Source organism: Streptomyces nojiriensis (assembly GCF_017639205.1).
GTDB classification, from domain to species: Bacteria; Actinomycetota; Actinomycetes; order Streptomycetales; family Streptomycetaceae; genus Streptomyces; species Streptomyces nojiriensis.
Genome location: NZ_CP071139.1, coordinates 6,190,634 through 6,215,287, shown reverse-complemented (window position 1 = coordinate 6,215,287; position 24,654 = coordinate 6,190,634). Strand labels below are relative to the sequence as shown.

Annotated in this window: 19 protein-coding genes; 8 read left to right on the top strand and 11 right to left on the bottom strand. The window is 71.9% G+C overall.

Translation table 11 applies throughout. The annotated features are described in order from the left end of the window. Positions 1 to 345 precede the first annotated feature (345 nt). From JYK04_RS29065 to JYK04_RS29045, 5 genes are all read right to left on the bottom strand, one after another. A complete protein-coding gene (locus JYK04_RS29065) occupies positions 346 to 858 on the bottom strand; it encodes an ATP-binding protein (RefSeq protein ID WP_189742958.1) in 513 nt (170 codons plus the stop codon). 255 nt (positions 859 to 1,113) lie between these two features. Next, entirely contained in the window at positions 1,114 to 1,881 is a 768-nt protein-coding gene (locus tag JYK04_RS29060) for an enoyl-CoA hydratase/isomerase family protein (RefSeq protein ID WP_189742960.1), read from the bottom strand. Positions 1,882 to 1,968: 87 nt separating this feature from the next. Then, the gene (locus tag JYK04_RS29055) at positions 1,969 to 3,210 is read right to left on the bottom strand and encodes a L,D-transpeptidase (protein ID WP_189742962.1); all 1,242 of its coding nucleotides are present in this window, start codon (positions 3,208 to 3,210) and stop codon (positions 1,969 to 1,971) included. Positions 3,211 to 3,391: 181 nt separating this feature from the next. Further along, the gene (locus JYK04_RS29050; protein ID WP_189742964.1) at positions 3,392 to 5,731 is read right to left on the bottom strand and encodes a choice-of-anchor A family protein; all 2,340 of its coding nucleotides are present in this window, start codon (positions 5,729 to 5,731) and stop codon (positions 3,392 to 3,394) included. Between the two features lie 148 nt (positions 5,732 to 5,879). Further along, positions 5,880 to 7,100 (bottom strand): L,D-transpeptidase, encoded by a 1,221-nt coding sequence (locus JYK04_RS29045; RefSeq protein WP_189743225.1) that lies wholly within the window; start codon positions 7,098 to 7,100, stop codon positions 5,880 to 5,882. 182 nt (positions 7,101 to 7,282) lie between these two features. Between JYK04_RS29045 and glgX the strand changes: the two genes are divergently transcribed. After that, positions 7,283 to 9,616: a glycogen debranching protein GlgX gene (glgX, locus tag JYK04_RS29040; protein ID WP_189742966.1), complete on the top strand. Its 2,334-nt coding sequence runs from the start codon at positions 7,283 to 7,285 to the stop codon at positions 9,614 to 9,616. On the opposite strand, the gene JYK04_RS29035 is transcribed toward glgX, so the two are convergent. Further along, on the bottom strand, positions 9,582 to 10,151 hold the full coding sequence (locus tag JYK04_RS29035; protein ID WP_189742968.1) for a MarR family winged helix-turn-helix transcriptional regulator: 570 nt from the start codon (positions 10,149 to 10,151) through the stop codon (positions 9,582 to 9,584). The genes glgX and JYK04_RS29035 overlap by 35 nt on opposite strands. A gap of 83 nt (positions 10,152 to 10,234) precedes the next feature. Between JYK04_RS29035 and JYK04_RS29030 the strand changes: the two genes are divergently transcribed. Together JYK04_RS29030 and JYK04_RS29025 are read left to right on the top strand one after the other, a co-directional pair. Further along, a complete protein-coding gene (locus JYK04_RS29030) occupies positions 10,235 to 11,437 on the top strand; it encodes an MFS transporter (RefSeq protein ID WP_189742970.1) in 1,203 nt (400 codons plus the stop codon). A 34-nt stretch (positions 11,438 to 11,471) separates the two neighbouring features. After that, positions 11,472 to 12,194, top strand: a complete 723-nt coding sequence (locus JYK04_RS29025) for a CDP-alcohol phosphatidyltransferase family protein (protein WP_189742972.1) — start codon at positions 11,472 to 11,474, stop codon at positions 12,192 to 12,194. Here the strand turns inward: JYK04_RS29025 and JYK04_RS29020 are convergent. Continuing rightward, positions 12,175 to 12,678, bottom strand: coding sequence for an FAD synthase family protein (locus JYK04_RS29020; RefSeq protein ID WP_373297476.1), 504 nt, complete (start codon positions 12,676 to 12,678; stop codon positions 12,175 to 12,177). The two genes, JYK04_RS29025 and JYK04_RS29020, sit on opposite strands and share 20 nt — an antisense overlap. Positions 12,679 to 12,828: 150 nt before the next feature. Here JYK04_RS29020 and JYK04_RS29015 point away from each other — a divergent pair, with 150 nt between their 5' ends. From JYK04_RS29015 to JYK04_RS29005, 3 genes are read left to right on the top strand one after another with little or no spacing between them, the layout of a single operon-like run. Beyond that, the gene (locus JYK04_RS29015; RefSeq protein WP_189743227.1) at positions 12,829 to 14,040 is read left to right on the top strand and encodes a glycosyltransferase; all 1,212 of its coding nucleotides are present in this window, start codon (positions 12,829 to 12,831) and stop codon (positions 14,038 to 14,040) included. Then, complete coding sequence (locus tag JYK04_RS29010) at positions 14,037 to 15,803, top strand: lipopolysaccharide biosynthesis protein (RefSeq protein WP_189742976.1); 1,767 nt, start codon at positions 14,037 to 14,039, stop codon at positions 15,801 to 15,803. The genes JYK04_RS29015 and JYK04_RS29010 overlap by 4 nt, the downstream gene beginning before the upstream one ends. Beyond that, positions 15,800 to 17,032, top strand: coding sequence for an MATE family efflux transporter (locus JYK04_RS29005; protein ID WP_189742978.1), 1,233 nt, complete (start codon positions 15,800 to 15,802; stop codon positions 17,030 to 17,032). The genes JYK04_RS29010 and JYK04_RS29005 overlap by 4 nt, the downstream gene beginning before the upstream one ends. A gap of 249 nt (positions 17,033 to 17,281) precedes the next feature. Here JYK04_RS29005 and JYK04_RS29000 read toward each other — a convergent pair whose 3' ends face one another. Next, positions 17,282 to 18,805, bottom strand: a complete 1,524-nt coding sequence (locus JYK04_RS29000; protein ID WP_189742980.1) for a hypothetical protein — start codon at positions 18,803 to 18,805, stop codon at positions 17,282 to 17,284. Between the two features lie 121 nt (positions 18,806 to 18,926). Between JYK04_RS29000 and JYK04_RS28995 the strand changes: the two genes are divergently transcribed. Together JYK04_RS28995 and JYK04_RS28990 are read left to right on the top strand one after the other, a co-directional pair. Further along, positions 18,927 to 19,466 (top strand): WcaF family extracellular polysaccharide biosynthesis acetyltransferase, encoded by a 540-nt coding sequence (locus JYK04_RS28995; protein ID WP_189742982.1) that lies wholly within the window; start codon positions 18,927 to 18,929, stop codon positions 19,464 to 19,466. An 8-nt stretch (positions 19,467 to 19,474) separates the two neighbouring features. Next, the gene (locus JYK04_RS28990) at positions 19,475 to 20,596 is read left to right on the top strand and encodes a glycosyltransferase (RefSeq protein ID WP_189743229.1); all 1,122 of its coding nucleotides are present in this window, start codon (positions 19,475 to 19,477) and stop codon (positions 20,594 to 20,596) included. Here JYK04_RS28990 and JYK04_RS28985 read toward each other — a convergent pair. From JYK04_RS28985 to JYK04_RS28975, 3 genes are all read right to left on the bottom strand, one after another. After that, a complete protein-coding gene (locus JYK04_RS28985; protein WP_189742984.1) occupies positions 20,589 to 20,807 on the bottom strand; it encodes a DUF6458 family protein in 219 nt (72 codons plus the stop codon). The two genes, JYK04_RS28990 and JYK04_RS28985, sit on opposite strands and share 8 nt — an antisense overlap. A gap of 109 nt (positions 20,808 to 20,916) precedes the next feature. Beyond that, complete coding sequence (locus JYK04_RS28980) at positions 20,917 to 21,588, bottom strand: hypothetical protein (protein WP_189742986.1); 672 nt, start codon at positions 21,586 to 21,588, stop codon at positions 20,917 to 20,919. A gap of 96 nt (positions 21,589 to 21,684) precedes the next feature. Next, positions 21,685 to 24,468 (bottom strand): DNRLRE domain-containing protein, encoded by a 2,784-nt coding sequence (locus JYK04_RS28975; protein WP_189742988.1) that lies wholly within the window; start codon positions 24,466 to 24,468, stop codon positions 21,685 to 21,687. Positions 24,469 to 24,654 lie beyond the last annotated feature (186 nt).

Here is a 24,654-nt window from a genome sequence, read left to right as displayed (position 1 = left end):
CGATTGACCCAATTCAGGACGGTCGCCAAAAAGGGCCAACCGGGTGGTCGGGTCGCTATGTGATCAACGATTTACACAGAGCAGTCGATACTTATTCATAGATTACGAGGTGAGTGGCCCACCTCACCTAGGATTTAGCTAGAAAGTCTTACTATTTGCCCACTTATGTCCAAGTAGGGACTTTTGGCGTTCGGGTCCTCGTCTGCCATAGTCGGAACCACGACTTCCCATTGACCCGAGCGAAGTCGCCACGCCGGGGATCACACCCCCTTGGATCCTCGGCGCACCCATGGAGCCCCCTCATCGCCCCACACGGCGCACGGGGGCTTCAGGCGTTCCAGGGGGTCAGGCGTTCTGGCGGTCGGCGACCCGCATCTCGAACCAGGTGATCTTCCCGCGCGGCAGCAGGTCCGCGCCCCAGCGGTCGGACAGCTTGTCGACGAGGAAGAGGCCCCGGCCGGTGGTGTCCAGCTCATGGACCGGCATCAGGCAGGGCAGCCCGCGCGAGGGGTCGCGCACCTCCACCCGGATCCAGCCGCGGCGCCGCAGCATGCGTAAGCCGAAGGAGCGGGCCCCGGTGTGCCGGACCGCGTTGCCCACGAGCTCCGAGACCAGCAGGACGGCGTGCTCGGCGATCTGCGGCGAGAGGCCCCAGAGGCGGACCACCACGCACTGGGTGAGCCGGCGCGCGGTGCTCGCCGATTCCGGCATGGACGGCAGTGTCACTTCGGCCTCGGCCGGATTTCCGTACGACTCCAACGCCTTGAGGCCCTGTTCGTCCTCAGCAGCCGCCGTGAGCCGTACCGCCGAAGCGCTGCCGCGCTGCCGCGGCTGTTCCACACCCTCCAGGCCCGCCATGCACCCATCATGGACGGCCGACCGACCCTCCCGGGCCGTTCCACAGGAAAACACCCCCCGGATTCAACAACTCCCAGGGGGTGTTCTGTCATATGCGAGAGGCAAGCGGAGGACCTCTGCGCACGCCTTGACCTGCGGTGACGCGTCGCATGGAAAGGATCACAGCGAGTGGATCACTCACTCCCCTTAAGGCTGTCTTAAGGCCTGGCTAATCCACCCACAGGGAGGACCGGGGTCCTCGGCCGAGGTGTCGGCTCAGACGAACTTCGCCTTGCCCGGGCCCTCTTCGACGAAACTGCGCATCCCGCGCTCGCGGTCCTCGGTGGCGAACAGGCCCGCGAACCAGTTGCGTTCGATGGTGAGACCGGTGTCGATGTCGGCCTCCAGACCCGCGTCCACGCACTCCTTGGCGGCACGCAGCGCGATCGCGGGCCCCTGCGCCAGCTTGGCGGCCCAGGAGTGCGCCTGCTCGTACACCTCGGCGGCGGGCACCACACGGTCGACCAGGCCGAGGGTCAGCGCCTCGTCGGCCTTGACCATGCGCCCGGTGAAGATCAGGTCCTTGGCCTTGGACGGTCCGATCAGCCGGGACAGCCGCTGGGTGCCGCCCGCGCCCGGGATCAGGCCGAGCAGGATCTCGGGCTGGCCGAGCTTGGCGTTGTCGGCGGCGATCCGGTAGTCGGCGCACAGTGCGAGCTCGCACCCGCCGCCCAGCGCGTAACCGGTGATGGCCGCGACGACGGGCTTGGGGATCCGCGCGACGGCGGTGAAGGCGTCCTGGAGCGCGCGGGACCGGGCGACCATCGCCTCGTGGTCCATCGTCTGCATCTCCTTGATGTCCGCGCCCGCCGCGAACACCTTCTCGCCGCCGTAGATGATGACCGCGCGGACGTCGGTCCGGTCGGTCGCCTCCACCGCGAGCTCGCGCAGCCGGTCCTGGGTCGCGATGTCCAGGGCGTTCATGGGCGGCCGGTCCAGGCGGATGGTGCCGACGCCTTCGGAGACTTCGAGAGAGAGGGTCATACGGGTCAGGTTAGCGCCGGTTAACGTGAAGTGGCCCGGTGCTGTGGGTCACAGCACCGGGCCACTCCGACCGCGTGGGCGGCGTACTTACTTGATCCACTCCGCCCACGGCATGTTCCAGCCGTTGAGGCCGTTGTCCGGGGCGATCTGCTTGTCCTTCGAGTTCTTCACGACGACCACGTCGCCGATCATCGACTCGTTGAAGAACCAGGCCGCGGGCGCGTCGGGGTCGCCGCCGCCGCGCTGGTCGCGCAGGCCCACACAGCCGTGGCTGACGTTCGACGAGCCGAAGGTGCCGGAGGAGGCCCAGTAGTTGCCGTGGACGAAGGTGCCCGACTGCGACAGGCGCATGGCGTGCGGGACGTCGGCGATGTCGTACTCGCCGCCGAAGCCGACGGTCGCGCCGTTCATCCGGGTCACCTCGTACTTCTCGCTGATGACCATCTGACCGTTGTACGTGGTCGTCGACGGGGCGCCCGCGGTGATCGGGACGTTCTTGAACACCTGGCCGTCACGGACGACCTCCATCTGCTTGGTGCTCGCGTCGACCGTGGAGACCTGGGAGCGGCCGATGGTGAAGGTGACCGTGCGGGTCTGCTTGCCGTAGACGCCGGGGCGGCCTTCGACCCCGTCGAGGGCGAGCTTCACGGTGACCTTGGTGCCCGCGGCCCAGTAGTTCTCGGGGCGGAAGTCGAGGCGGTCGTTGCCGAACCAGTGGCCCTCGATCTGGACGGCCGGCTCGGCCGTGACCGTGATGGCCTTCTCGACGGCCTCGGGGTTGGTGATCCCCCGGGTGAAGTTGATCGAGACCGGCATGCCGACGCCGACGGTGGCGCCGTCCTCGGGCGTGTAGTGGCCCACGAAGGTGTTGGTCGGGGTCAGGGTGGTGAAGGTGGTGTCCTTGGCGGATTCCCGGCCGGCCTCGTCCTTGGCGACCGCGTGCACCTTGTACTCGGTGGCGGAGGCCAGGTGGCGGGCCGGCTCCCAGGACGCGCCGTCGTCGGCGAGCTTGCCCTCGACCGCGTTGCCCTTGGTGTCCGCCACGGTCACCGTGCTGAGCTTGCCGCCCGTGCTCGATATCTTCAGGACGCCGCTGGTGGCGACTTCCTTGGCCCCGTCGTCGGGCTTGACGCTGACGACCGCCTTGGAGGCCTCGGTGCCGGTCTTGGCGCCGCCCCCGGCGTTGTCGCCACCGCTGCTGCCGCTGTTACCGCCGCCACCGCCACCGCACGCGGTGGTGAACAGCAGGGCCGCCCCCAGCAGAAGGGCCGGCAGGCCGGTGCGGGCGCGGCCGCGTATCGGCTGCAGGTTCACTCGTGTTCTCCCCATGTCCCCCGCGCGCGGACTGTCGCGCGCTTGTTGACAGGTAATCACACGGAGGGATCACGATGAGCCACGGTCTTGTCACCGTTCCGTCCCAACTGCCCGGAGAAGTGCCGCGGCGGCCGCCCCCCGTGACCGGGGCACGGTAGTGGATCAGGCCAATCCCGAGGGGGCGGCCGCCGAGGGGTCAGGCCCGGGGGCCCTTGGAGTGCTTGGAGTGCTTCGGGTGCGGGTGCTTGGAGTGTTTCGGGTGCGGGTGCTTGGAGTGCTTGGAGTGCTGAGGGTGCTTGCCCTTCCCGGGGCCGCCCTTCGGGTGCTTCGCCTGCTGGGGGTGCTTGCCCTTGCCGTGGTCGCCCTTGGGGTGCTTCGGCTGCTTGGGGTGCTTGTCCTTCCCGTGGTCGCCCTTGCCGTGGTCGTCCTTGCCGTGGTCGTCCTTGCCGTGGTCGACCGGCTTGTTCCGCAGCGTGACCACGATGCGCCGGTCCGGCGTGCCGATGTCGAGGCGCAGCGGGCCGGTGACCCGGTCGGCCGGCAGGACGTAACCCGCGGGGACCGCCGTCTCGACCAGGTAGTACCAGCCCTCGGGGAGCGGGCCGAAGTCGCAGACGCCGGTCCGGTCGGTGGTGCAGCCCGGGGCGGCCCGGTGGTCGGCGTTGCTGCCGCGCGTCTGCAGGCCCGGGGTGTTGTTGGTCTCCTGCCACAGCTCGAAGACCGCGCCGCGCAGCGGCTGCCTGGTCCGCGCGTCCTGCTTCACGACCCGGATCCGGCCCTCGTACTCCTCGCTCACCGGGGTGTTCGCGACGTCGACGACGACGCCGTCCGCGACGTCACCCAGGTCCAGGTCGAACCGGGTGGCCGGGTCGGCCGGGGTCTCGTACCCGACCGGGGCGGCGGTCTCCCGCCAGTAGTACGTGTGCCCGATCGGCAGCTCCACCGTGCAGGTGCCCTGGGTGTCGGTCACGCAGGCCCCGTCGAGACGGGTGTCGCCGCCCGGCTGGTCCGTCTGCAGTCCGGTGGAGCCGTTGCTCTCCCGCCACAGGTCGAACCGCGCACCCGCCAGCGGGAGCCCGGTGGCCCGGTCGGTCTTGCGCAGCACCACCCGTGCGGTGTCCGGCGGCTCGGGGGTGCGCCGGTTGTCCGCCTCGTACCGGACCCCGGCCGCGGCGTTCTCGGCGGTGAGGGTCAGCTCGTGGACGGTGTCGTCCAGGTCGTAGCCGGGCGGCGCCCCGGTCTCGCGCCAGTAGTACGTACCGGGCTCGCCGGTCCGCTCGCAGATGCCGGAGCCCGGCGTCGTGCACTCGGCGACGAGGGTGTCGGCGCCCGGGGCGGTGTCCTGCAGTCCGTCCCTCCCGTTCGTCTCCCGCCACAGTTCGAACCGTGCCCCCTGCAGCGCCGCGCCCGTCCCCGCGTCCCGCTTGAGCACCGAGACCGAGCCCGTCACCGGGACCGGGCCGGCGCAGTCGGGCAGGTCGCCGTTGAAGGGGTAGGCGTGGAACTCCTGGCCGCCGCCCCCGGTCGTGCTGCTGCCGTGGGTGACGGAGCCGGTGGTGAAGAAGCGCCCGTTGATGCCGGGCAGGGTGACGGTGGTCTCCGAGGACTGCTGCCCCATGAGGAAGCTGCCCTGGAACTGGCCGCCACCGGTCAGGTTCACGGTGGTGGCGTCCGGGAAGTTCCACAGCAGCCGGTCGCGGTAGGCGTTGAGGGGGTCGGTGTCCTGGATGCCGCCGCTGTACGTGCTGATCGTGCGGGTGGCGCCCAGGACGTTCACCAGCACGGTGGCCGTGTCCGGGATCCGCGCGAACCGGATGCCCTGCTGGCCGCCCCCGTTGCCGACCAGGTTCGCGTCGATGTTGAAGACCTGGAGCGAGGAGGTGCCGTCGCCGGTGAAGAGCGTCTCGTAGCCGTTGTCGACGGCCGTGCCGGTGGCGCGGCGCGGCTGCCCGTCGACCCGTGCGTAGCACTGGCTGGCGGCGCTGAGCCGGTCGCGCAGCCCCGCGTACGGGGTGACGGCGGCGGGGTCGCCGACCGGGCGGCCCGTCACCGCGCCCTCGACGGAGCCGGCGTACCGGACCACACCGCCGTCGGCGAGCAGGCGTTCGCCCGCGGCGACGGTGACCGAGCCGCCGGTGGTGAGGAAGTCGGCGCCGGCGGGCGGGGGCACCCTCGAACCGGCGCCGACGATGCCCACGTTGTAGCGGCTGTCCCCGCCCGCCTGCTTGTCCTGGTCGAAGTCGCCGAGGACGACGAGCCGGCCTTCGGCCTCGGAGGCCCGGCCCCGGACCCGGAAGTCGCCCCCCGCGAAGATGTTGATGCCGTTGTCCCGGCCCTGGGGGATGCCGTCGGTGCCGATGGCCGGGTACGGGTCGGGGCAGTCTCCCGGGACGCAGGGCCCCAGCCCCCCGGGAAGCGGAGCTCTGGCGACCGCCGCCGGGCGGTCGCCACCGGGACCCTCCGCGGAGGCCGCGGGCGCGGCGGAGGCCAGTACGGCTCCGATCGCGAGCCCGAGGGTCCAGTTCCTTGCTGACATGACGCTCCGTCCGTTGCCTGCTGCCCTGATGTGCCCTGACAGGCTGGGGCAGGCTTCGGCCGGACGCGCCGGGGACACTCTCCGCTACGGCATTTCGATCACAGTGATCACTCTCCCGGGCGGGGCGGTCCGAGGGGTGTCCTGTCGGTCAGGCGATGGCGGAGCCGGCGACCCAGTCCGCCCAGGACATGTTCCAGCCGCCCAGCCCGTTGTCCGGGGCGACCGTCTTGTCCTGCGAGTTCACGACCTCCACCACGTCCCCGACGAGGGTCCGGTCGAAGAACCAGCCGGCCGGGGTGTCGGAGCCGCCGCCCTTGTCGTCGCGCAGGCCCACGCAGCCGTGGCTCACGTTGGTGGTGCCGAAGGTGTCGGGGCTGGACCAGTAGTTCCCGTGCAGGAAGGTTCCGGAGGAGGTGAGCCGCATGGCGTGCGGGACGTCGGGGATGTCGTACTCGCCGCCGAAGCCGACGGTCTGGCCGTTCATGCGGGTGACGTCGAACATCTCCATCACCACCATCTTGCCGTTGTAGGTGGTGGTCTTGGGCGCCCCGGCGCTGATCGGCACGGTCGACACCAGCTGCCCGTTCCGGCGGACCTCCATGGTGTGCGCGTCCGCGTCCACCGTGGAGACCTGGGAGCGGCCGACGGTGAAGCCGACGGTCTTGTCCTGGATGCCGTACGCGCCGGGCGCGCCCTCGATGTCGCGCAGGTCCATCTTCACGGTGACCTTGGTGCCCGGCTTCCAGTACTCCTTGGGCCGGAAGTCGAGCCGCTCCCGCCCGAACCAGTGGCCGACGACCTGCACACCCGGATCCGAGGTGACGGAAATGGCCCGCTCCACTTCGGCTCGGCGCTCGATCGCCTGGCTGAACCGGAAGGAGACGATCATCCCGATGCCGACGGTCGAGCGGTTCTCGGGCTTGAAGTAGCCGATGAACCGCTCCTCGGGAACGTAGGTGGTGAAGGTGGTGTGGCGGGCCTGGCGGCGGTCGTGCCCGTCGAGGGCGACGGCGTCCACGGTGTACTTGGCCGCGAGCGCGAGCCGTCCGGTCGCGGGGTCGGGGCTCCAGCTGAGCCCGTCGTCGGCGATGGCGCCGGGGACCTGCTCCTGCTGCGCGTCCTCCACCTTGGTGACGACGACCCGCTCCAGGCGGCCCTCGGGCACGGTGACCGACAACCGTCCGTCCGCGGGGACCCCCTTCGCGTTGTCGTCGGGGGTGATGCGGATGGCCTCGTCCGGCGAGCGGGGTTTGCCGGGCAGCTGGATCTCGACCGGGGCCTTGCCGTCCTGGGTGCATCCGGCCAGGCCGCCCAGCAGGCCCGCCCATGCCGCCACGGCGGCCAAGCCCGCCCCTGCCCGCCTCGTCAGAAGTGTCACGATCCCTCCAACGACCGGGCGCTGCGGGGGAAACGTGAGCGCGGGCCACGTTCCGGGCAGAACTGTCCGGGCAGAACAGTGTGAAGGACCAGACGGGGGCGGGCCCAGGCCGGGACGCCGGGGCCGCACTCTCCCCTACCCCCGCCGGTACCCAGGAGCCGTGGAGGCGGGCAGTGTCGAGCGCAGCCGAGCAGGAGGCGGTGGAAGCCGTCAGCAATGCCGCGGAAGCGGTGCGGAGCGGCCGGGCCGCACCCGTACCGCAGATCGACGGCCGATTGAAGGAGCGGCCGAACGGCCAGGTCAGGGGCCAGGTGTTACGGGTGCACGCGCGCCCGGGGGCGCCGGTGTGGCCAGGGTCCTCGCATCCGCTGGGGGCCCGGTTCCACCACGGTCCGGACGGGACCGCGGGCACCAATTTCGCCCTGTGGGCGCAGGGTGCGGAGGCGGTGGAGGTGTGTCTGTTCGACGAGGCCGGCTCCGAGACCCGCTGCACCCTGACGGAGCACACGCACGAGATCTGGCACGGGTTCGTGCCGGGCGTACGCCCCGGGCAGCGGTACGGATTCCGGGTGCACGGCCGCTGGGATCCCTGGACGGGCGCCCGGTACAACCCGGCGAAGCTGCTCCTGGACCCGTACGCGCGGGCCGTGGACGGGGACTTCACGCTGCCCCCGGAGGTGTACGCGCACGTCCGGGACTGGCCGCAGCAGTACATCGCGGACACCGTGCGCGACGACCGGGACTCCGCGCCGTTCGTCCCGAAGGGCGTGGTCGTCCACGATGACGACGACTGGGCGGACGACGTCCGGCCGAAGACCCCGTGGGCCGATTCGGTGATCTACGAGCTGCACGTGCGCGGCTTCACGATGCGCCATCCGGGTATTCCCGAGGAACTGCGCGGCACCTACGCGGGCCTGGCCCACCCGGCGGCGATCGAGCACCTGACGGGGCTGGGCGTGACGGCGGTCGAGCTGCTGCCGGTGCACCAGTTCGCGCACGAGGACCATCTGCTGCGCCGGGGGCTGCGCAACTACTGGGGCTACAACTCGATCGGCTACTTCGCCCCGCACGCGGCGTACTCGGCGAGCGGTACGGCCGGGCAGCAGGTCGGGGAGTTCAAGCGGATGGTCCGGGCCCTGCACGCGGCCGGGATCGAGGTCATCCTCGACGTGGTCTACAACCACACGGCGGAGGCGGGCGAGCTGGGTCCGACGCTCTCGCTGCGCGGGATCGACAACCGGGGCTACTACCGGCTCCAGTCCGACCAGCGGCGGTACTCCGACTACACGGGCTGCGGGAACACCCTGCACGCGGGGCGCCCGAACGTGCTGCGGCTGATCACCGACTCGCTGCGCTACTGGGTCACCGAGATGGGGGTGGACGGCTTCCGCTTCGATCTGGCGGCGGCGCTGGCCCGGTCGATGCACGACGTGGACATGCTGTCGCCGTTCCTCGCGGTGATCGCCCAGGATCCGGTGCTGCGGCGGGTGAAACTCATCGCCGAGCCGTGGGACGTGGGCTCGGGCGGCTACCAGGTGGGGGCGTTCCCGCCGCTGTGGACGGAGTGGAACGACCGTTACCGGGACGCCGTACGGGACTTCTGGCGGGGTGCGCTGCCCGACGTACGGGACCTCGGCTACCGGCTGTCTGGCTCCAGCGACCTGTACGCGTGGGGCGGGCGGCGGCCGTACGCCTCGGTGAACTTCGTGACCGCGCACGACGGTTTCACCCTGCGCGACCTGGTGTCGTACGAGCGCAAGCACAACGAGGAGAACGGGGAGGCGAACCGGGACGGGACCCATGACAACCGGTCGTGGAACTGCGGGGCGGAGGGCGAGAGCGACGATCCCCGGATCGGCGTGCTGCGCCGCCGCCAGCTGCGCAACCTGCTCACCACGCTGCTGCTGTCCACGGGCGTGCCGATGCTGGTGGCCGGGGACGAGTTCGGGCGGACGCAGCACGGCAACAACAACGCGTACTGCCAGGACAACGAGACGGGCTGGGTGGACTGGTCGCTGCTGGAGGATCCGGCCTGGCAGTCGCTCTTCGCCCTGGCCTCCCGGCTGATCGCGCTGCGCCACGCCCATCCGGTGCTGCGGCGGCGGGCGTTCTTCTCGGGGCGTTCGCAGGGTGCGGACGGGCTGCGGGACCTGGCCTGGTTCACCCCGGCGGGCGCGGAGATGACGGAGCGGGACTGGTACGCGCCGTCCGCCTCGCTGGGGATGTACCTGTCGGGGCGGGACATCCCCGGCCGTGACGAGCGGGGCCGCCAGGTGACGGACGACAGCTTCCTCGCGCTGCTGCACACCGGGGACCGGCCGGTGGCGTGGGTGCTGCCGGGGGCGCCGTGGGCGGAGGCGTACGAACTGGTCCTGGACACCTCCCTGGAGGAGCAGGCAGCCGTCCCCGGGACCCTGCACCGCGCCGGGGAGGCCCTGACCGTGCCGGCCCGCTCGGTGCTCCTGCTGCGGGTCAGCGGGTCTCGACCGACAGGAGCATCCGCTTGAGGAGGGCGGCGAGCGCTGCGCGTTCGGCGTCGTCGAGGGGCCCGATCATCTCGGCCTCGGCGATGCCGCGCCAGCGCATGGCGTCGGTCCACCGCCGGCGGCCCTCCTCGGTGAGCTCCACGTCGACCCGGCGGCGGTCGGCGGCGGCGCGCAGCCGGCGGACCAGGCCGGACTTCTCCAGGGTGTCGAGGCGGCCGGTCATCCCGGCCGGGGAGAGGAGCAGTTCGGCGGCCAGCTCTGCGGAGGGTGCCCGCCAGGGTGCGCCGCGGGAGGCGAGCCGGTGCATCGTCTCGAACTCGAAGGCCTGGAGGCCGGTCTCCGCCAGTGCCCGTTCCTTGCCGTGCGACACGTGCTTGGCGAGGAGCTGGATGCGGGTGATGACGGCCTCGGTGGGCACGTCGAAGGGCACTTTGCCCGTCCACCGGGCGATGTGCCGGTCGACCGAGTCCTCGGCCGGCCCTGCGGCCGGCCCCTCGGCCGGCACCTCGGCCGGCCCGGGCGTGCGCGCCCGGATCGCACCCGTCTCGGTTCCCATGCCCGCATTATGTCCCGTCCCCCTCCGGACCCCGGGCCAATATTTCGTTGACGAATGATTCGCTGGCGAAATAACGTCCGCGCATGATCACGCCGATCCGGCGACTGCTCGTCGGCCGTACCTTCGCCGCCTTCGCCTCCGCGCTCGTCCCCACCACCCTCACCCTGGCCCTCCTGCGGGCCGGTTCCTCCGGCGACCTCGGCCTCGTGCTCGCCAGCGAGCTGCTGCCCATGCTGCTCCTGCTGCCCGTCGCCGGGGTGGCCGCCGACCGGTTCCCCGCCCGGCGGGTGGTGCTCGTCGCCGACCTGGTGCGGGCCGGGGCCCAACTGGCGACCGGAGCCCTGCTCATGACCGGGCCGAGCGGCCGCATCCCGGAGCTGGCGGCGCTCGCCGCCGTGACCGGAGCCGCGGTGGCCTTCGGCACGCCCGCCGTACGCACGCTCGTCGCGGCCGCGGTTCCCGAGGACGGGCGGCTGCGCGCCAACACCCGGCTCGGGGTGGCCACCGGGCTCGCGAACGTCGCGGCCCCAGCCGCCGCCGGTTCGCTGGCACTGACCGTCGGCGGCGGCTGGGCCTCGCTGCTCACAGCGGCCCTGTTCGCCCTCTCCGCGCTCACCCTCGGCGGCCTGCGCACGACCCCGGTCCCGCGGACCGCGCCGCGCGCCGCCTTCGGCGCCGAACTGCGCGCGGGCTGGGCCGAGACCCGCCGCCACCCGTGGTTCCTCGCCAACGTGCTGGCCCACGGGGTCTGGCACCTGGCGGCCGGACTGCTCCTCACCCTCGGCCCGGTGATCGCCATGGAGAGCCTGGGCGGCGAGGGCTCCTGGGTGGTCGTCGCCCAGACCGGCACGGTCGGCATGCTCGCCGGCGTCTGGACCGCCGGGCGGCTGCCGCTGCGCCGGCCGCTGTACGGGGTGGCCGTCGGGGCCGCCGCCCAGGCACTGCCCCTCACCGCCTTCGCGCTGCGGCTGCCGCTCCCGGTGACCGCGGCCGCCTTCTGCTGCGCCATGTTCGGCCTGGGGGTGCTGAGTCCGCTGTGGGAGACGGAGATGCAGCGCCGCATCCCGCTGGAGACCCTGGGCCGGGTCGGATCCTTCGACACCCTCATCTCGTTCGCCGCGCGCCCCCTGGGGCTGGCAGTGGCCGCCCCGCTGGCCGCCGCCGTCGGGGCCACGGTTCCGCTGCTGGTCGCGGCCGCCCTCAGCGCCGCCGCGAACCTGTCCGTACTGCTGCTTCCGGACGTCCGAAGAGATCCGGAACCGACCCGCTCACCCGTCCTGCGATGATGTGTTCGAACATCGTCTCGGAGGGGGGCCCTGCATGGGCAGAGTCACGACCGCGCTGCAGGAACTGCGCGGGGCGCAGAAGTCGGCGAAGGGGGTGTCGCTCTACTCCCGGTTCGTCAACCGGCCCACCGGGCGGTACCTGGCCGCCGGTTCGTACGCGCTGGGGCTCACCCCGAACCAGGTGACGCTGATCAGTGCCGCCTTCAGCTTCGCCGCCGTGGCCGCGGTCGCGCTGGCCGCCCCCTCGTGGGGGCTGGGGATCGCGGTGTGGGCCGCCCTCGCCGTCGGTTTCGCCTTCGACTCCGCCGACGGGCAGCTCGCCCGGCTGCGCGGCGGCGGCAGCGCGGCCGGCGAATGGCTCGACCACGTGGTGGACGCCGCCAAGCTCACCGCCCTGCACTCCTGCGTGCTGATCGCCATCTACCGCTTCCCCGACGCGTACGGGACGGGTGCGGACGGCTGGCTGCTGGTGCCGCTGGGCTTCCAGTTCGCCGCGGTGGTGACCTTCTTCGGCGGGCTGCTGACCGAGAAGCTGAAGCCCAAGCCGGCTCCCGGCAGCCCGGCGGCCGCGCCGTCGACCGCGCGCGCGGTGGCCCTGCTGCCCGTGGACTACGGGGTGTTCTGCCTGGTGTTCCTGCTGCTCGGCGGCGGGAAGCTGTTCGTGTGGGCGTACGCGGGACTGGGCGTGGTCGCCGCACTGTTCCTGCTGGCGTTCCTGGCGAAGTGGTTCCGGGAGCTCAGCGCCGTTCGCCGGTGACCTGGTTTGGTGCCTGGACCGGTTCCGCGAGCGCGTCCAGTGCCCGGCGCAGCTGGGTGCTGGAAGTGTGCACGGTGTAGGGGAAGTACACGACGTCGACGCCGTGGGCGGCGAAGTCCTTCTCCAGCCGGTCGCCCTTGGGCGTGCCGCGCCAGTCGTCGCCCTTGAAGATGACGTCGAAGCGGACCTGCTTCCAGGTCTCCACCTTGTCGGGGACCGTCTCGACGAAGGCCGCGTCGACGTACTTCACGCTGCGGACGATCTCCAGCCGCTCGACGAGCGGGATCATCGGGCGGCGCCCCTTGGCAAGTTCGGCCATCTCGTCCGAGACCACTCCGGCCACCAGGTAGTCGCACTGGCTCCGGGCGTGCCGAAGGATGTTGAGATGTCCGATGTGGAACAGATCGTAGGCGCCGGGCGCGTAGCCGACTCGGTACGGTCGACGCGCAGGCGCGCCAAGGTCGGACATGTCGTGCTCCGTCATCATTTACCCCCAGCAGCCACACCCCCCGGTGCAGCGGATTAGCAGACAATAGCGTGCACGTTCCGCAGCACGCGGGTGAACGAATAGGGTGACGTGCGCATCATCCAGGGGAAGAGGGGACGCACGGTGTCCAGATCCGGTCAGCGGCGCATGCTGCTGGTTTCCACCAATTACGCTCCGGAGCACGCGGGGATCGGCCCGTATGCGACACAGATCGCGGAGCACTGGGCGGATCTCGGTCACGAGACCCACGTGCTGGCCGGCATGCCGCACTACCCGGCGTGGTCGCTCGAACCCGAGTACAAGGGGGCGTTCCAGCGCACGGAACAGCGCGCGGGGGTCACCGTGCACCGGCGTGCGCACACCGTGCCGCCGCGTCAGACCGCCGTGAAGCGGGCCCTTTTCGAAGGATCGATTCTGCTGCACGGTGCCGTGGCCCCGCCCCGGATGCCGAAGCCGGACGCGGTCCTCGCGCAGATGCCCAGCCTGGCCGGCGGAGTGCTCGCCGCCCGGCTCGCGGCGCGCTGGAAGGTCCCCTACATCCCGGTCGTCCAGGACCTGATGGGCGCCGCCGCCGCGCAGAGCGGGATCAGCGGCGGCGACAAGGCCGCCGCGATCGCCGGCCGCGCCGAGGCCTACGCCCTCAAGCGCGCCACCCTCGTCGGCGTCATCCACGAGACCTTCGTGGACCGGGTCGTGGGCATGGGCGTGGACCCGGGGAAGATCCGCCTCGTCCCCAACTGGTCGCACGTACCGGTGCCCACCAAGCCGCGCGGCGAGACCCGCCACCACCTCGGCTGGGCCCCCGGCGAGACCGTCGTCCTGCACTCCGGGAACATGGGCCTCAAGCAGGGTCTCGAAGTCCTCGTCGGCGCCGCCCGGCTGGATCCGAGCGTCCGGTTCGTCCTGATGGGCGACGGCAGTCAGCGGGCGACTCTGTCCGATCTCGCGGCGGATGTACCGAATCTGGACATCATCCCCCCTGCCGCTGACGGCGAGTTCCCGGATATCCTCGCGGCGGCGGACGTTCTCGCGGTCACGCAGCACGCCGCCGTGCTGGACATGAGCGTCCCGTCGAAGCTGACCTCGTACTTCCAGACCGGTCGGCCCGTCGTCGCCTCCGTGGCCGCGGAGGGCGGAACCGCCCAGGAGGTGGAACGCTCGGGCGCAGGGGTGCTCGTACCGCCGGAGGACCCCGAGGCCCTGCTGAAGGCCGTACGGGCCCTGGCCGAGGACCCCGAAGGCGCGGACGCACTGGGAGCGGCCGGACCCCGCCACGTGGCGGCCCATCTGAGCCGCGAAGCGGGCCTGGCCCGCATCGACGCACTGATAGACGAAGCACTTGGGGGACCCCGGCCGTGATCGAGACGAACCGCCCTGCAGCGGCACCGGTCGACGACGAACCCGATCTCCTCAGAGATCAGTTCCGGCAGCTCCTGCGCTACCGCAGGCTCATCGGCGCGGGCATCGGGATCGGTCTGCTGGGCGGCGTCTACCTCGGCATCTCCACGGCCGACACCTATGTCGCGACCGCCGACGTCGTCCTGCGCGCCCCCACCGACGACCCGTTCAACCCGAGCCTCGCCCCGGACAAGGCGATCAACATCGGCTCGGAGCGCCAGGTCGCGCTCAGCTCCTCCATAGCCAACGAGGCGGCGAAGAAGCTCGGCGTGGACGCGTCCGGCTTCGCCGCCCTGCGCAGCGGGCTCCAGGTCACCAACCCGCCGCAGACCATGGTGCTGCGCTTCACGTACACCGCGGACTCCGCCAAGGAGGCCGCCAAGCGCGCCAACACGATGACCGAGGCCTACCTGACGAAGCGGCAGGAGGCGCTCGACGCCACCCGCGACAAGATGGTCAAGGGGTACAAGGAGCAGCGCGACCCGATCGCCAAGCAGCTCGACGAGCTGTCGAAGGAGATCGCCCGGATGCCCGCCGGCGCCGGACGCGACGCCGCCAGCTCCTCCAAGACCGACCTGCAGAGCGAGGTCGGCGGCTACAACACCAAGATCACCAAGCTTGAGGCCCTGGACATGACCCCGGGCCGCGTCACCAGCGCCGCGACCGCGCCCACCGCCACCGACGGGCCCGGCATCGTCATGTCGCTCGCGCTCGGCGCGGCCGTCGGCCTCGCACTCGGCCTGCTGGCCGCCTGGGTCCGCCTCGTCTTCGACCCGGCGCCGCGCTCCGAGGGCGATGTCGCCCGGGCCCTGCGCGCCCCCGTCCTCGGCTACCTGCCCCGGGACCGGATGGGCGGCGGACCGCTGCTCGCCGCCGGCGAGGCCGATCCCCGGCTCGCCGAGGAGTACCGCTCGGTGGCCTTCCGCCTCGCCTACGACTCCCGCTTCGCCGACCGGCGCCGCCTGCTCGTCGTCGCCCCGCGCGGCAGCAGCGAGACCGCCGCCGCGGTGGCCGTGAACCTCGCCGCCTCCTTCGCGGAGACCGGCAAGGACGTCCTCCTCATCGAGGCCGACCTGCGCACCCCGGTCCTGGCCAGCCAGCTGCCGACGGACGCCGGCGGCAGGCCGCGCTGGAGCCAGACCCCGGGCAGCCCGAACCAGGGCGGCCGCCACTCCGACACCGAATGGCCCGACGGACGCCAGCTCGTCGTGGACGCCGGGGAGTCCGGGTCCTTCGACCTCATCCCGGGCGAGCGGGCGCGCAACGTCCCGCGCTCGCTGACCTCGGCCCGCGCCACCCGGCTGATCTCCGAGGCCGACTCCCCCAACTCCACGGTCGTCGTGCTCGCTCCGCCCGTGCTCTCCTACGCCGACGCCCTCGCCCTCGTCGACCGCGTCGACGGCGTCCTGGTCGTCTGCGACCCGCGCGCCGTGCACCGCACCGACCTGTCCCGGATCCGCGAGCTGATCAGCGGCGCCGGCGGCACCGTGCTCGGCGCGGTGCTGCACGCACCGCTGCCCGGCGAGAAGCGCGGCCGCAACAAGGACAAGGCCGGCCCGGCGCCCACCGGCCCCGCCGGGGGTCCCGGGACCCCCGCGAAGCCCGGGCGGACCGCGGCGCAGCCCCAGCCGATCCCGTACGAGGTGGCCGAGCCCGAACAGCACATCCCCGGTGACGGCACCGACACCGTCGCGCTGCGCACCGTCCGCATGGGCCGCAGATGAGCCGACGCGGCCTCGCCGCCGTCGCTTCGGTCCTGGACCAGGCCGCCTCCAGCGCCACGAACATCCTGGTGCTGGTGCTGGCCGCCCGGCTGTCCTCGGCGTCCGGGTTCGCCGACTTCTCGATGGTGTACGTGACCTTCAGCGTGCTCCTCGGCCTGAACATGGCCTACGTGGGCCAGAGCCTGGTGCTGGTGAAGGGCGAGCGGCTCGGCGGCGAGTGCCGCTCGGCGCTCGGCTTCACCGCCGCCGCGTCGGCCGTCGTGGGCGCGCTGCTGCTGGTGGTGGGCCTCGCCCTGGCCGGGGCCACCGGGACCGCCTTCCTCGCCCTGGGCCTCGTACTACCGCTGGTCCTCCTCCAGGACGGCCTGCGGTACTGCTTCTCCGCGCTGCGCGCCCCGCAGCGGGCACTGGCCGCCGACGCGCTGCGGCTGGTGTGCGTGGTCGCGGCGCTGGCCCTGCAGCCCGAAGGAGCCTCGGCGGGGCGGCTGGTGCTCGCGTGGGGGCTCTCCGCGCTGCCGGCGCTGGGCGCGGGGCTGTGGCTGCTGCGTCCGTACGTGCGCGGCGTGCGCGGTGACCTGCGGCCGTACCTGCGGCGGGGTCACCTGGGGCAGCGGTTCGTCGTCGAGTTCGCGGTGGGCAACGGCTCCAGCCAGCTCGCCGTACTGGGTCTCGGCGTCTTCGCGACGCCGCTGGCCGTCGGCGCGCTGCGGGGTGCGACCACGCTCTTCGGGCCGCTGAACGTGCTGTTCAACTCGGCGAACGCCTTCGGGCCGCCGGTGCTCGGCCGGCTCGGCGGCAAGCGGGCCACGGTCCGGGCGACGGCCGCGCTGGGACTCGTACTCGCCGCGGTCGGCGCGGGCTGGGCCACGGCCCTGTACCTGTTGCCGGACCGGCTGGGCCGGCAACTGCTCGGCGACACCTGGGCGGGCGCGTCCGCGCTGCTGCCGGCCACGGGGGCGCAGTACGCCGTGATGGGGCTCGGCACGTGCGCGCTGCTGACCCTGCGGGTGCTCGCCCCGAAGGCCACGCTGTCGTTGCAGGTGGTCTTCTCGCTGCTGTCGGTGGGGCTGCTGCTCGGCGGGTACGCGGTGTGGGGTGTGGCGGGCGCCGCGTGGGGCCTGGCGGCCGGCTCGGCCCTCAAGGCCCTGGCCGCCTGGTCGCGCGTCACCCGCCTCCCGGCCGCCGCCGGCTCACGGGACACCGAGCCCGTGCCGGCCCCCGCCGCCTGACCGCTGCGCGGAGCGACGAGCCCCTCCGGGCCGCCGCCGTGAGCCGCTGCGCGGGCTTCTCTCCCCGCCCCGCCCTTTCACCGTTTCCCGGGCGCTGCCCGGACCCGCGCCTCAATCGCCGGTGAGGCTGGATTTTCAGCCCGTCCGGCGTTTGAGGACCGGGGCCGGGGCGGAGCCCCGCTCTTTCAGCCCCGCCGGCGTTTGAGGCGCGGGGTCCGGGGCGGAGCCCCGGGATGCGGCGGCGCGGGGTCAGCGCAGGGTGGTGGACTTGTCCGAGCGGTAGGTCGCGACCAGCGCCAGGCACATCGCCGCGATCGCGACCCGCCCCGACGCCTGCAGCAGCGGCCCGCGCAGCAGGATGAAGGAGTAGCCCGCGACCAGCGGGACCACCACCGAGATCAGGCTGCCCGGCGGGCTCCGCCGCGTCGCGCGCTTCGCGTACCGCCGGTCCACGCGCGCCGAGGCGTACCCCATGCCCAGCAGCCCCGCCCCCATGCCCAGCGGCCCGAAGTCCAGCCACAGCTCCGCCCAGATCGGGGAGGACAGGTTGGTGTTGACCGTGCCCATCCACTGGCCGACCATCACGCCCGTGTCCCGCGGCTTGCCCGGCCACACCGCGCGCGGCACCGCGAAGAACACCGACCCCGCGAGCTGGCGGCCGTAGAAGTGGCCGGGCCCGGAGTTCGAGAAGGTGATGGTGTTCGCGAACATGCCGATCTGGTCGTAGTCCTTGAGGGCCATGGGCTCCAGGAAGGACGTGGTCTCGACGGGCCGGTAGTTCTTCTCGTCGTAGCGGAAGCGGTCCGCGAAGGGGAAGATCAGGAGCGCGACGACCACCGCCATGGACAGCGCCACCCGGTACATCGCCGCGCTCACCGGGAAGACGGTGAACAGCAGGGCGAACATGACCGTCAGGAACCAGTACCGGGGGTTCGAGATGGGGTTGTTGACGATCAGGTTGAGACCGGCGAGCGCCGCCCACGTGACGATGATCGACACCTTGCGGCGGGCGAACTTCGAGGTGATCAGCCAGCGGGTGTACAGGAGCAGCGCGAGCAGGGCCGGTACGGTGCCGAAGCCGCGCAGCAGGGCCTGGCCCGCCTGGCCGTCGCCGTTGGAGACGCCCGCCTCCTCGATGCCGGCGATGATCTCCTGGCGGCTGGAGAAGAAGACCGCCGGGCCGCCCAGCTTCATGATGAAGGCGGCGCTGCACAGGAACGACAGGATCGTCAGGAGCTGGAGTCGGCGCCGGTGCGCCATGACGGGCTTCGACTCCTTCTGGGAGCCGCCCGCGCGCCCGGCCGGCCGGTGCCGGGCCAGCAGCACGCCGACGTCGAAGGCCGTACAGCCGAGCAGTACGAGCCCGATGGCGATGGTCAGGTCGGAGCGCGGGCCGACGACCGGCGTGGGGACCTGCCCGAGGACGGCCTGCGCGAGCGGGGCCACGCCCATGGCCATGTACACGAAGAGCCAGAACGAGCCCTGCAGCAGCTTGCGGCGGCTGGTGAGCACCATCGCGGAGAGCCGGGCGCCCGCGTACATGGTGAGCAGCAGTTGGAGCCAGAAGGCCGCGTCGCGGACGCCGGCGCCGGTCTGGACGGCGACGAACAGCGGCAGGAAGACGGTGAATCCGAGCGCGAGCGGAACGGACAGTGCGCGCGAGAGGAGCGTGCGCGGGAGCGTGGCCCGGCCCCACAGGCTCTCGTCCTCGAAGGGGGACGGAACGGGCCGCTTCGCGGGCGTTGCGGGGGGCTTTCGTATGTCCGTCGTCACTGCCGCCCCCACCCGATGTGCCTGGTCCGCGGGCAGTCTAGTCTGAGCGGGCCACGCCCGGGGAGGCGGCGGCGCGGGGGTCCCCCCGGACGGAGTCTGGGGGAGCAGATGGGGGCGACAGTTGCGGGATCTTCCTTCCTTCACCCTGGCCGGGTACGACAAGGGCCGCGGGCTGCTGACGCAGGCGCTCTGGTTCGCCGTGATGAACACGCTGTTCATGAGCTGGTTCTGTCCGGCGCGGGTGCGGGTGTCGCTGCTGCGGGCCTTCGGGGCGAAGATCGGCGAAGGCGTGCTGATCCGGCACCGGGTGCGGGTGCTGTGGCCGTGGAAGCTCGACATCGGGGACCACACCTGGATAGGTGAGGGCGCCTGGCTGCTGAACCTGGAGCCGGTGACCATCGGGGCGAACGTGTGCGTCTCGCAGGAAGCCATGCTGTGCACCGGCTCGCACGACCACCGGGCCGCCGACTTCCGCTACCGCAACGCCCCGATCGTGGTCGAGGACGGCGCGTGGGTGGCGGTACGGGCGACCGTGCTCGCCGGGGTCACGGTGGGCCGCTGCGCGGTCGCCGGGGCCGGCGCCGTGGTCCACAAGGACCTGCCCGAGCTGACCCTGCAGACCCAGGACGGGCAGCGCCGCCCGGTGGAGGAGCCCAAGTGAGCACCCCGATGCGCGTCCTGCACGCCGTCACGCTGCACTCCCCCTCGCACGCCTTCGGCGGTCCGGTCCGGGTCGCCCTGAACCTGACAAAGGGGCTGCGGGCCCGGGGTCACGAGGCGCGACTGCTCGCGCTCGGCGAGGGCTTCGATCCGTGGCCGACCGCCGTGGAGGGCGTGCCGGCGAAGCTGTTCCCGGCCCGCCGCCTGCTCCCCTTCGGCTTCAGCGGGATGACCTCGCCGGCGCTCCTGGCGTCGGCGGGCCGGCTGGTGCGCGAAGCCGACCTGGTCCACGTCCACCTGGCCCGGGACCTGGTGACCCTGCCGGTGGCGCTGGCCGCGCTGCGGGCGGGCAAGCCGCTGGTGCTGCAGACCCACGGCATGGTGGACCCGAGCGAGAAGCTGCTGGCCAAGGTGCTGGACGCGGTGGCGGTACGCCGGCTGCTGCGCGGCGCGGACGCGGTGCTGTACCTGACCCCGCACGAGCGGGAGGGACTGGACGCGGTGGTCGGCGCCCCGCCCTTGGCGCAGGCGGTCCGCCTGGTCAACGGGACCCCCGCGCAGGAGGAACGGCCTCCGCTGAGCGGCCCGCCGCGCATCCTGTACTCGGCGCGCCTGCAGGCCCGTAAGCGGCCGGTGGACTTCGTGGACGCGGCCCCGGCGGTCCTCGCCGCCCACCCGGACGCCCACTTCGTGGTCGCGGGACCGGACGAGGGCGAACTGGGAGCCGTACGGGCCCGGATCGGGGCGCTGGGCCTCACCGACCGGTTCACGGTCCCGGGAGCCCTCTCCAGTGCGGAGGTCCTCACGGAACTGCGCCGGGCCCACGTCTACGTCCTGCCGTCGGTGGACGAACCGTTCCCCATGTCGGTCCTGGAAGCCCTCTCCGTAGGCGTCCCGACCGTGGTGACCCACTCCAACGGCCTGGCCCGCGACATCGCCCGCACCGGCGCCGGCCACGCCGTCGACCCCGGCCCTGCAGGCCTCGCCACCGCCGTCCTGAACCTCCTGGACCCGGCCGCCAACCACGAGGCCTCCCTGTCCGCCCGCAAACTGGCCGCGGAATCCTTCTCCATGGACGCCGTCCTGGACACCCTCCTCCCGGTCTACGAGGGCGTTCGCGGCGTCAGATGACGTCCCGGCGGTGGTCGTCCACCACCGGGATCGCGGCGCCCGTGGACCGGCGGCGTTTGTAGATGCTCGTGTAGACGGCGAGGCCGATGCCGCCGACCGCCATCATGATCAGGCCGACCAGGTCGAGGTCGACGCTCTCCAGCTCCCAGTCGCTGGCGAAGGTGAGGACGGCCCCCACCACGATCAGGACGATGCATCCGCCGATGCCCATGGGTCCGCCTTCCGCTGTCGGGACTGTGACCGCGCGGGTACCCGGGTTCCGGGTACGAAAACGCCCCCGGGGGCCGGGAGTCCGGTCCTCGGGGGCGTTGGCGGATCGGTTACGCGGGGATCCAGGCGTAGCAGCCGGTGGAGTTGAACTCCGCCGTGCCGGCCGGGATCGTCGCCGTGATCTTGTCGCCCGCCTTGAGCGGGGTCTCGGGGCCCGAGGCGAGGGTGGCGCCGTCCTTGCCCTTGGCCTCCCAGGTGCAGTTCGTGGCCTGGGTGAGCGCCCGGTAGCTGCCCGCCGCGGGCGAGGTCCGGGGGCCCTCGGGGAAGCCCTTCTCCGCCGCGGCGAGGATCGGCTTCTGGTCCGGGCACAGGAGGGTGATCGCGTCCTTGGCGCCCGGGATCTCACCGGTGATGACGGCCCCGGTCGCCGCGTCCTGGTCGTGCTTCGCGGTGCGCTGCACCCGCTGGCAGGCGTCCTGGCCGCCCTGCAGCACGGACGCCGGGTCCACCTTGTCGGGGACCCGCCCGCTCAGGTACTTCTTCTCCTCCGCCGTGAAGCTGCCCGTCTTCGGGGTGATCTTCGCGTCCGGCAGGACGGGGCCGGTCGGCTTCGCGTTCGGGTCGGTCGACGGCTGCGGAGCGTCCGCCGGGTCGGGGGCCGACGAAGAGGCCGGGGGCTTCGGCTTGGCGCCGGAGTCGGCCTTGTCCCCGCCCGAACTGCAGGCGGTCAGCGTCAGGGCGGCGGCCAGCAGGACAGCAGCCGCTGCGGAGCGTCGGTACATCGGAAGGCTCCCGTACTCAAGGGGGTGTGCAGCGGGGCCCGGCCACAGAGAGCCGGACCCCGCACGCCGTCAGGCGGTTGTTTCGGTTGTCGTCGCTTACTTCGCGCCGAAGGTGAGGACCAGCTGCGGAGTGCCCTCCGCCGCCGTGGCCTCGGAGGACCAGATCCACAGCGGGTCGGTGCCCGTGCTCGTCAGGCCCAGGCCGTAGCTCGTGCCCAGCGCCGCGGAGACCGCGGCGGTGTCCAGCTCCACGTTGTGGACCGCGGAGCCCTCCGCCACGCCCGCGATGGTGCCGAGCGGGGTGGTGCCGAGGGTGGGCTTGGTGTTGAAGGTCGTACCCGCGCCGGTCCAGTTACCGGTCACCGGGAGCACCTTGACGGTGTCGGTGGTGCCGGAGTTCGCCTGCGTGCTGGTCTTGATCTGCAGCGAGGCGGACTTCAGGACCTGGCCGGCCGGGGCGGCCGGCAGGTTGAAGCGCATGTACGTCTCGTACAGCGAGCCGCTGCCGCGGACCGCGAGCGAGGTGGACGTGCCGTAGGCGGTGCTCGGGGCGCCCTGGTTGATGTAGGTGTCCTCGGTCGTCTTGACCGCGGAGACCGTGTCGGTGGGCGCCTTGGCCAGGTCGAAGTGGCTCTTGACCTGGGCCTGGGTGAGCGCCGACGGGTAGACCGCCGTCTCGTCGAGCTGACCCGCGAAGAAGTTGCTCGTCGGGCGGGTCGGCCAGTTGGCGAGGTTGTCGCCGCCGACGTGCCAGTAGCCCGCGTAGGTGGCGTTGCTCGTGGCGTTCAGGGAGCCCTTGTTCTGGCCGTCGACGTAGAGCGTGATGCCGCCGGGGCCCTGGGTGCCGACCACGTGGTGCCACTGGTTGTCGTTGTACGTCTCGAACAGGCCCGTGGAAACGGTCCGGGTCGAGCCGTTGTAGACGCCGAAGACCAGGCGGCCGGTGTTGGTCATGTACAGCTGGCGGTCGTACGAGCCGCTGCTGCGCGCGGTGTTGTTGCCGAAGCCGATGAGCTTGCCGCCGCGCGTGGTGTTCGTCTTGAACCAGGTCTCGATGGTGAACGCGTTGCCGACCGTCTGACGGCGGTCGCTGTACACCTGCTGGCTGGTCCCGTTGAAGCCCATCGCCGTGCTGCCGGGGACGGCGCCGGGCGACTGCTTCAGGGCGGGGGTGTTGAGCTGGACGCCGCTGCGGTTGCCGGACACCGAGGAGTCGGCGACGTAGGGGCTGACCGCGTCGTCGTAGCGCCAGTAGAGCTCGGCGCCGTCGGTGCGGACCTGGTTCGGGTAGGACTGGACCGAGGTCGGGACGGTCACCGAGGCGACGGCCGACAGGGCGCTGGTGTTGCCGGCGGCGTCGGTCGCGGTCACCCGGTAGGTGTAGCTCTGGCCGGCCTTGACCGTGGTGTCGTTCCAGGAGGCCTGGGGGCGCTCCCACTCCAGCGAGCTGGCGGTGACGGTGGCGGCCGGGGTGGCCGAGCCGTTGCGGTAGATGCGGTACGTCAGCTTGCTGTCGTCCGCGTCGTAGCTGGTGCGCCAGCGGACCTGGACCTCGCCGGGCTTGACGCTGGAGGCGCTGGCCACCGGGGTGGTCGGGGCGCCGACGTCGCCGGTGGAGGCGAAGCGGGTCAGGCCCCACTGCGGCTTGCCGTTGATGAGGGTGAACTCACCGCCGACCCACATGTACTTGACGTCGTTCTTCTCGGCCACGGCCATGACGCGCGGGCCGATGCCCTCGGTGCCGTCCATGCCGTCGTTGGCCGTGGGGTGCCAGCCGAGCTTGCCGGGGCCGCGCACGAAGCCGTCCACGGGCGCGGGGGCTGCGCCTTCGTGGTTGGTCGGCTGGGCCAGCAGGAAGTTCCGCTTGCCGTCGGGGAACTCCAGCTCGGTGGAGCAGTCGTGCCCGTGCGAGGAGCTGTAGAGCACTCCCTCGTACGGGAGGACGAACTGGGTGGCGCCGAGGCAGCGGTCGCGCCACTTCTCGGTGAAGTCGCTCAGGCGCAGACCGATGCGGCCGTCGAAGACGCCGCCGCCGGAGCCCTCGTGACCCGTGTAGAAGCCGGTGTCGTCGGTGGAGATGTCCTTGACGACCGAGTTCGACGGGATGTTGTTGTACGTCTTGGTGACCGCACCCGTGGTGGCGTTGACCACCGCGAGGGCGTGGCTGTTGGAGCCGTTGACGGTGAAGAAGTCGCCGCCGAGGAGGACGTTCTTGCCGTCGGGGGTGACCTCGACCGCGCGGCCCGGCTCGTCGACGTTGGCGACGAAGGGCTTCAGCGCACCGGAGGAGGCGTCCACGGCGGCGAACCGCTCGCGGGTCTGGCCCTCGACGGCGGCGAAGTCGCCACCCGCGTACAGGGTGTCGTCGGTGACGGCGAGCGCGCGCACGGTGGCGGGGAAGCTCGGGTGGAACGATGCCTTGGGGGTGCAGCTCGCGATGTCGATCGCGGCGAGGCTGGAGACCGGGGTGCCGTTGACGGCGCCGAAGGACCCGCCCGCGTAGAGGGTCTTCTTGTCCTTCGAGACGACCAGCGTGCGCACGGTCGCGGTGCCTTCGCCGATGGTGAAGGCCAGCTTGCAGGAGGTGGGATTGCCGGTCGCGGCGTCGAGCGCCACGAAGTTCACGGCGTTCTGCTCCGCGCCGGCCACACCCTCGGGCGGACGGACGGCCGAGAAGGTACCGCCGGCGAAGACGGTGCCGTTCGCCTGGGCCATCGCCCAGACGACGCCGTTCGTCTGCCAGGTCGGCAGCTCGTCGGCGGTGAATGCCACCGGAGCCGTGATGGCGGACGCCTCAGGCATCAGCACCAGGCCTATGCCGGTGCCCGCACCGGCCAGTGACAGTACGAGGGCGGCAGTCAGCCCTCTGGATCTACGCATGAGCCCCCCAGGGCAATTGCCCGGTTTGATGGCTGGAACTATCCGAACAGCCATATGTACTGGCGCAGACTAGGGCTCAGTTGAAGACCCGGTCACCTCTCTTGACCCATTGCATACCAACTTGGAATCAACAGGTTCAGCCTGGAGGGTGCACAAGGGACATACGGCAGGTTTACCCCGGCCACA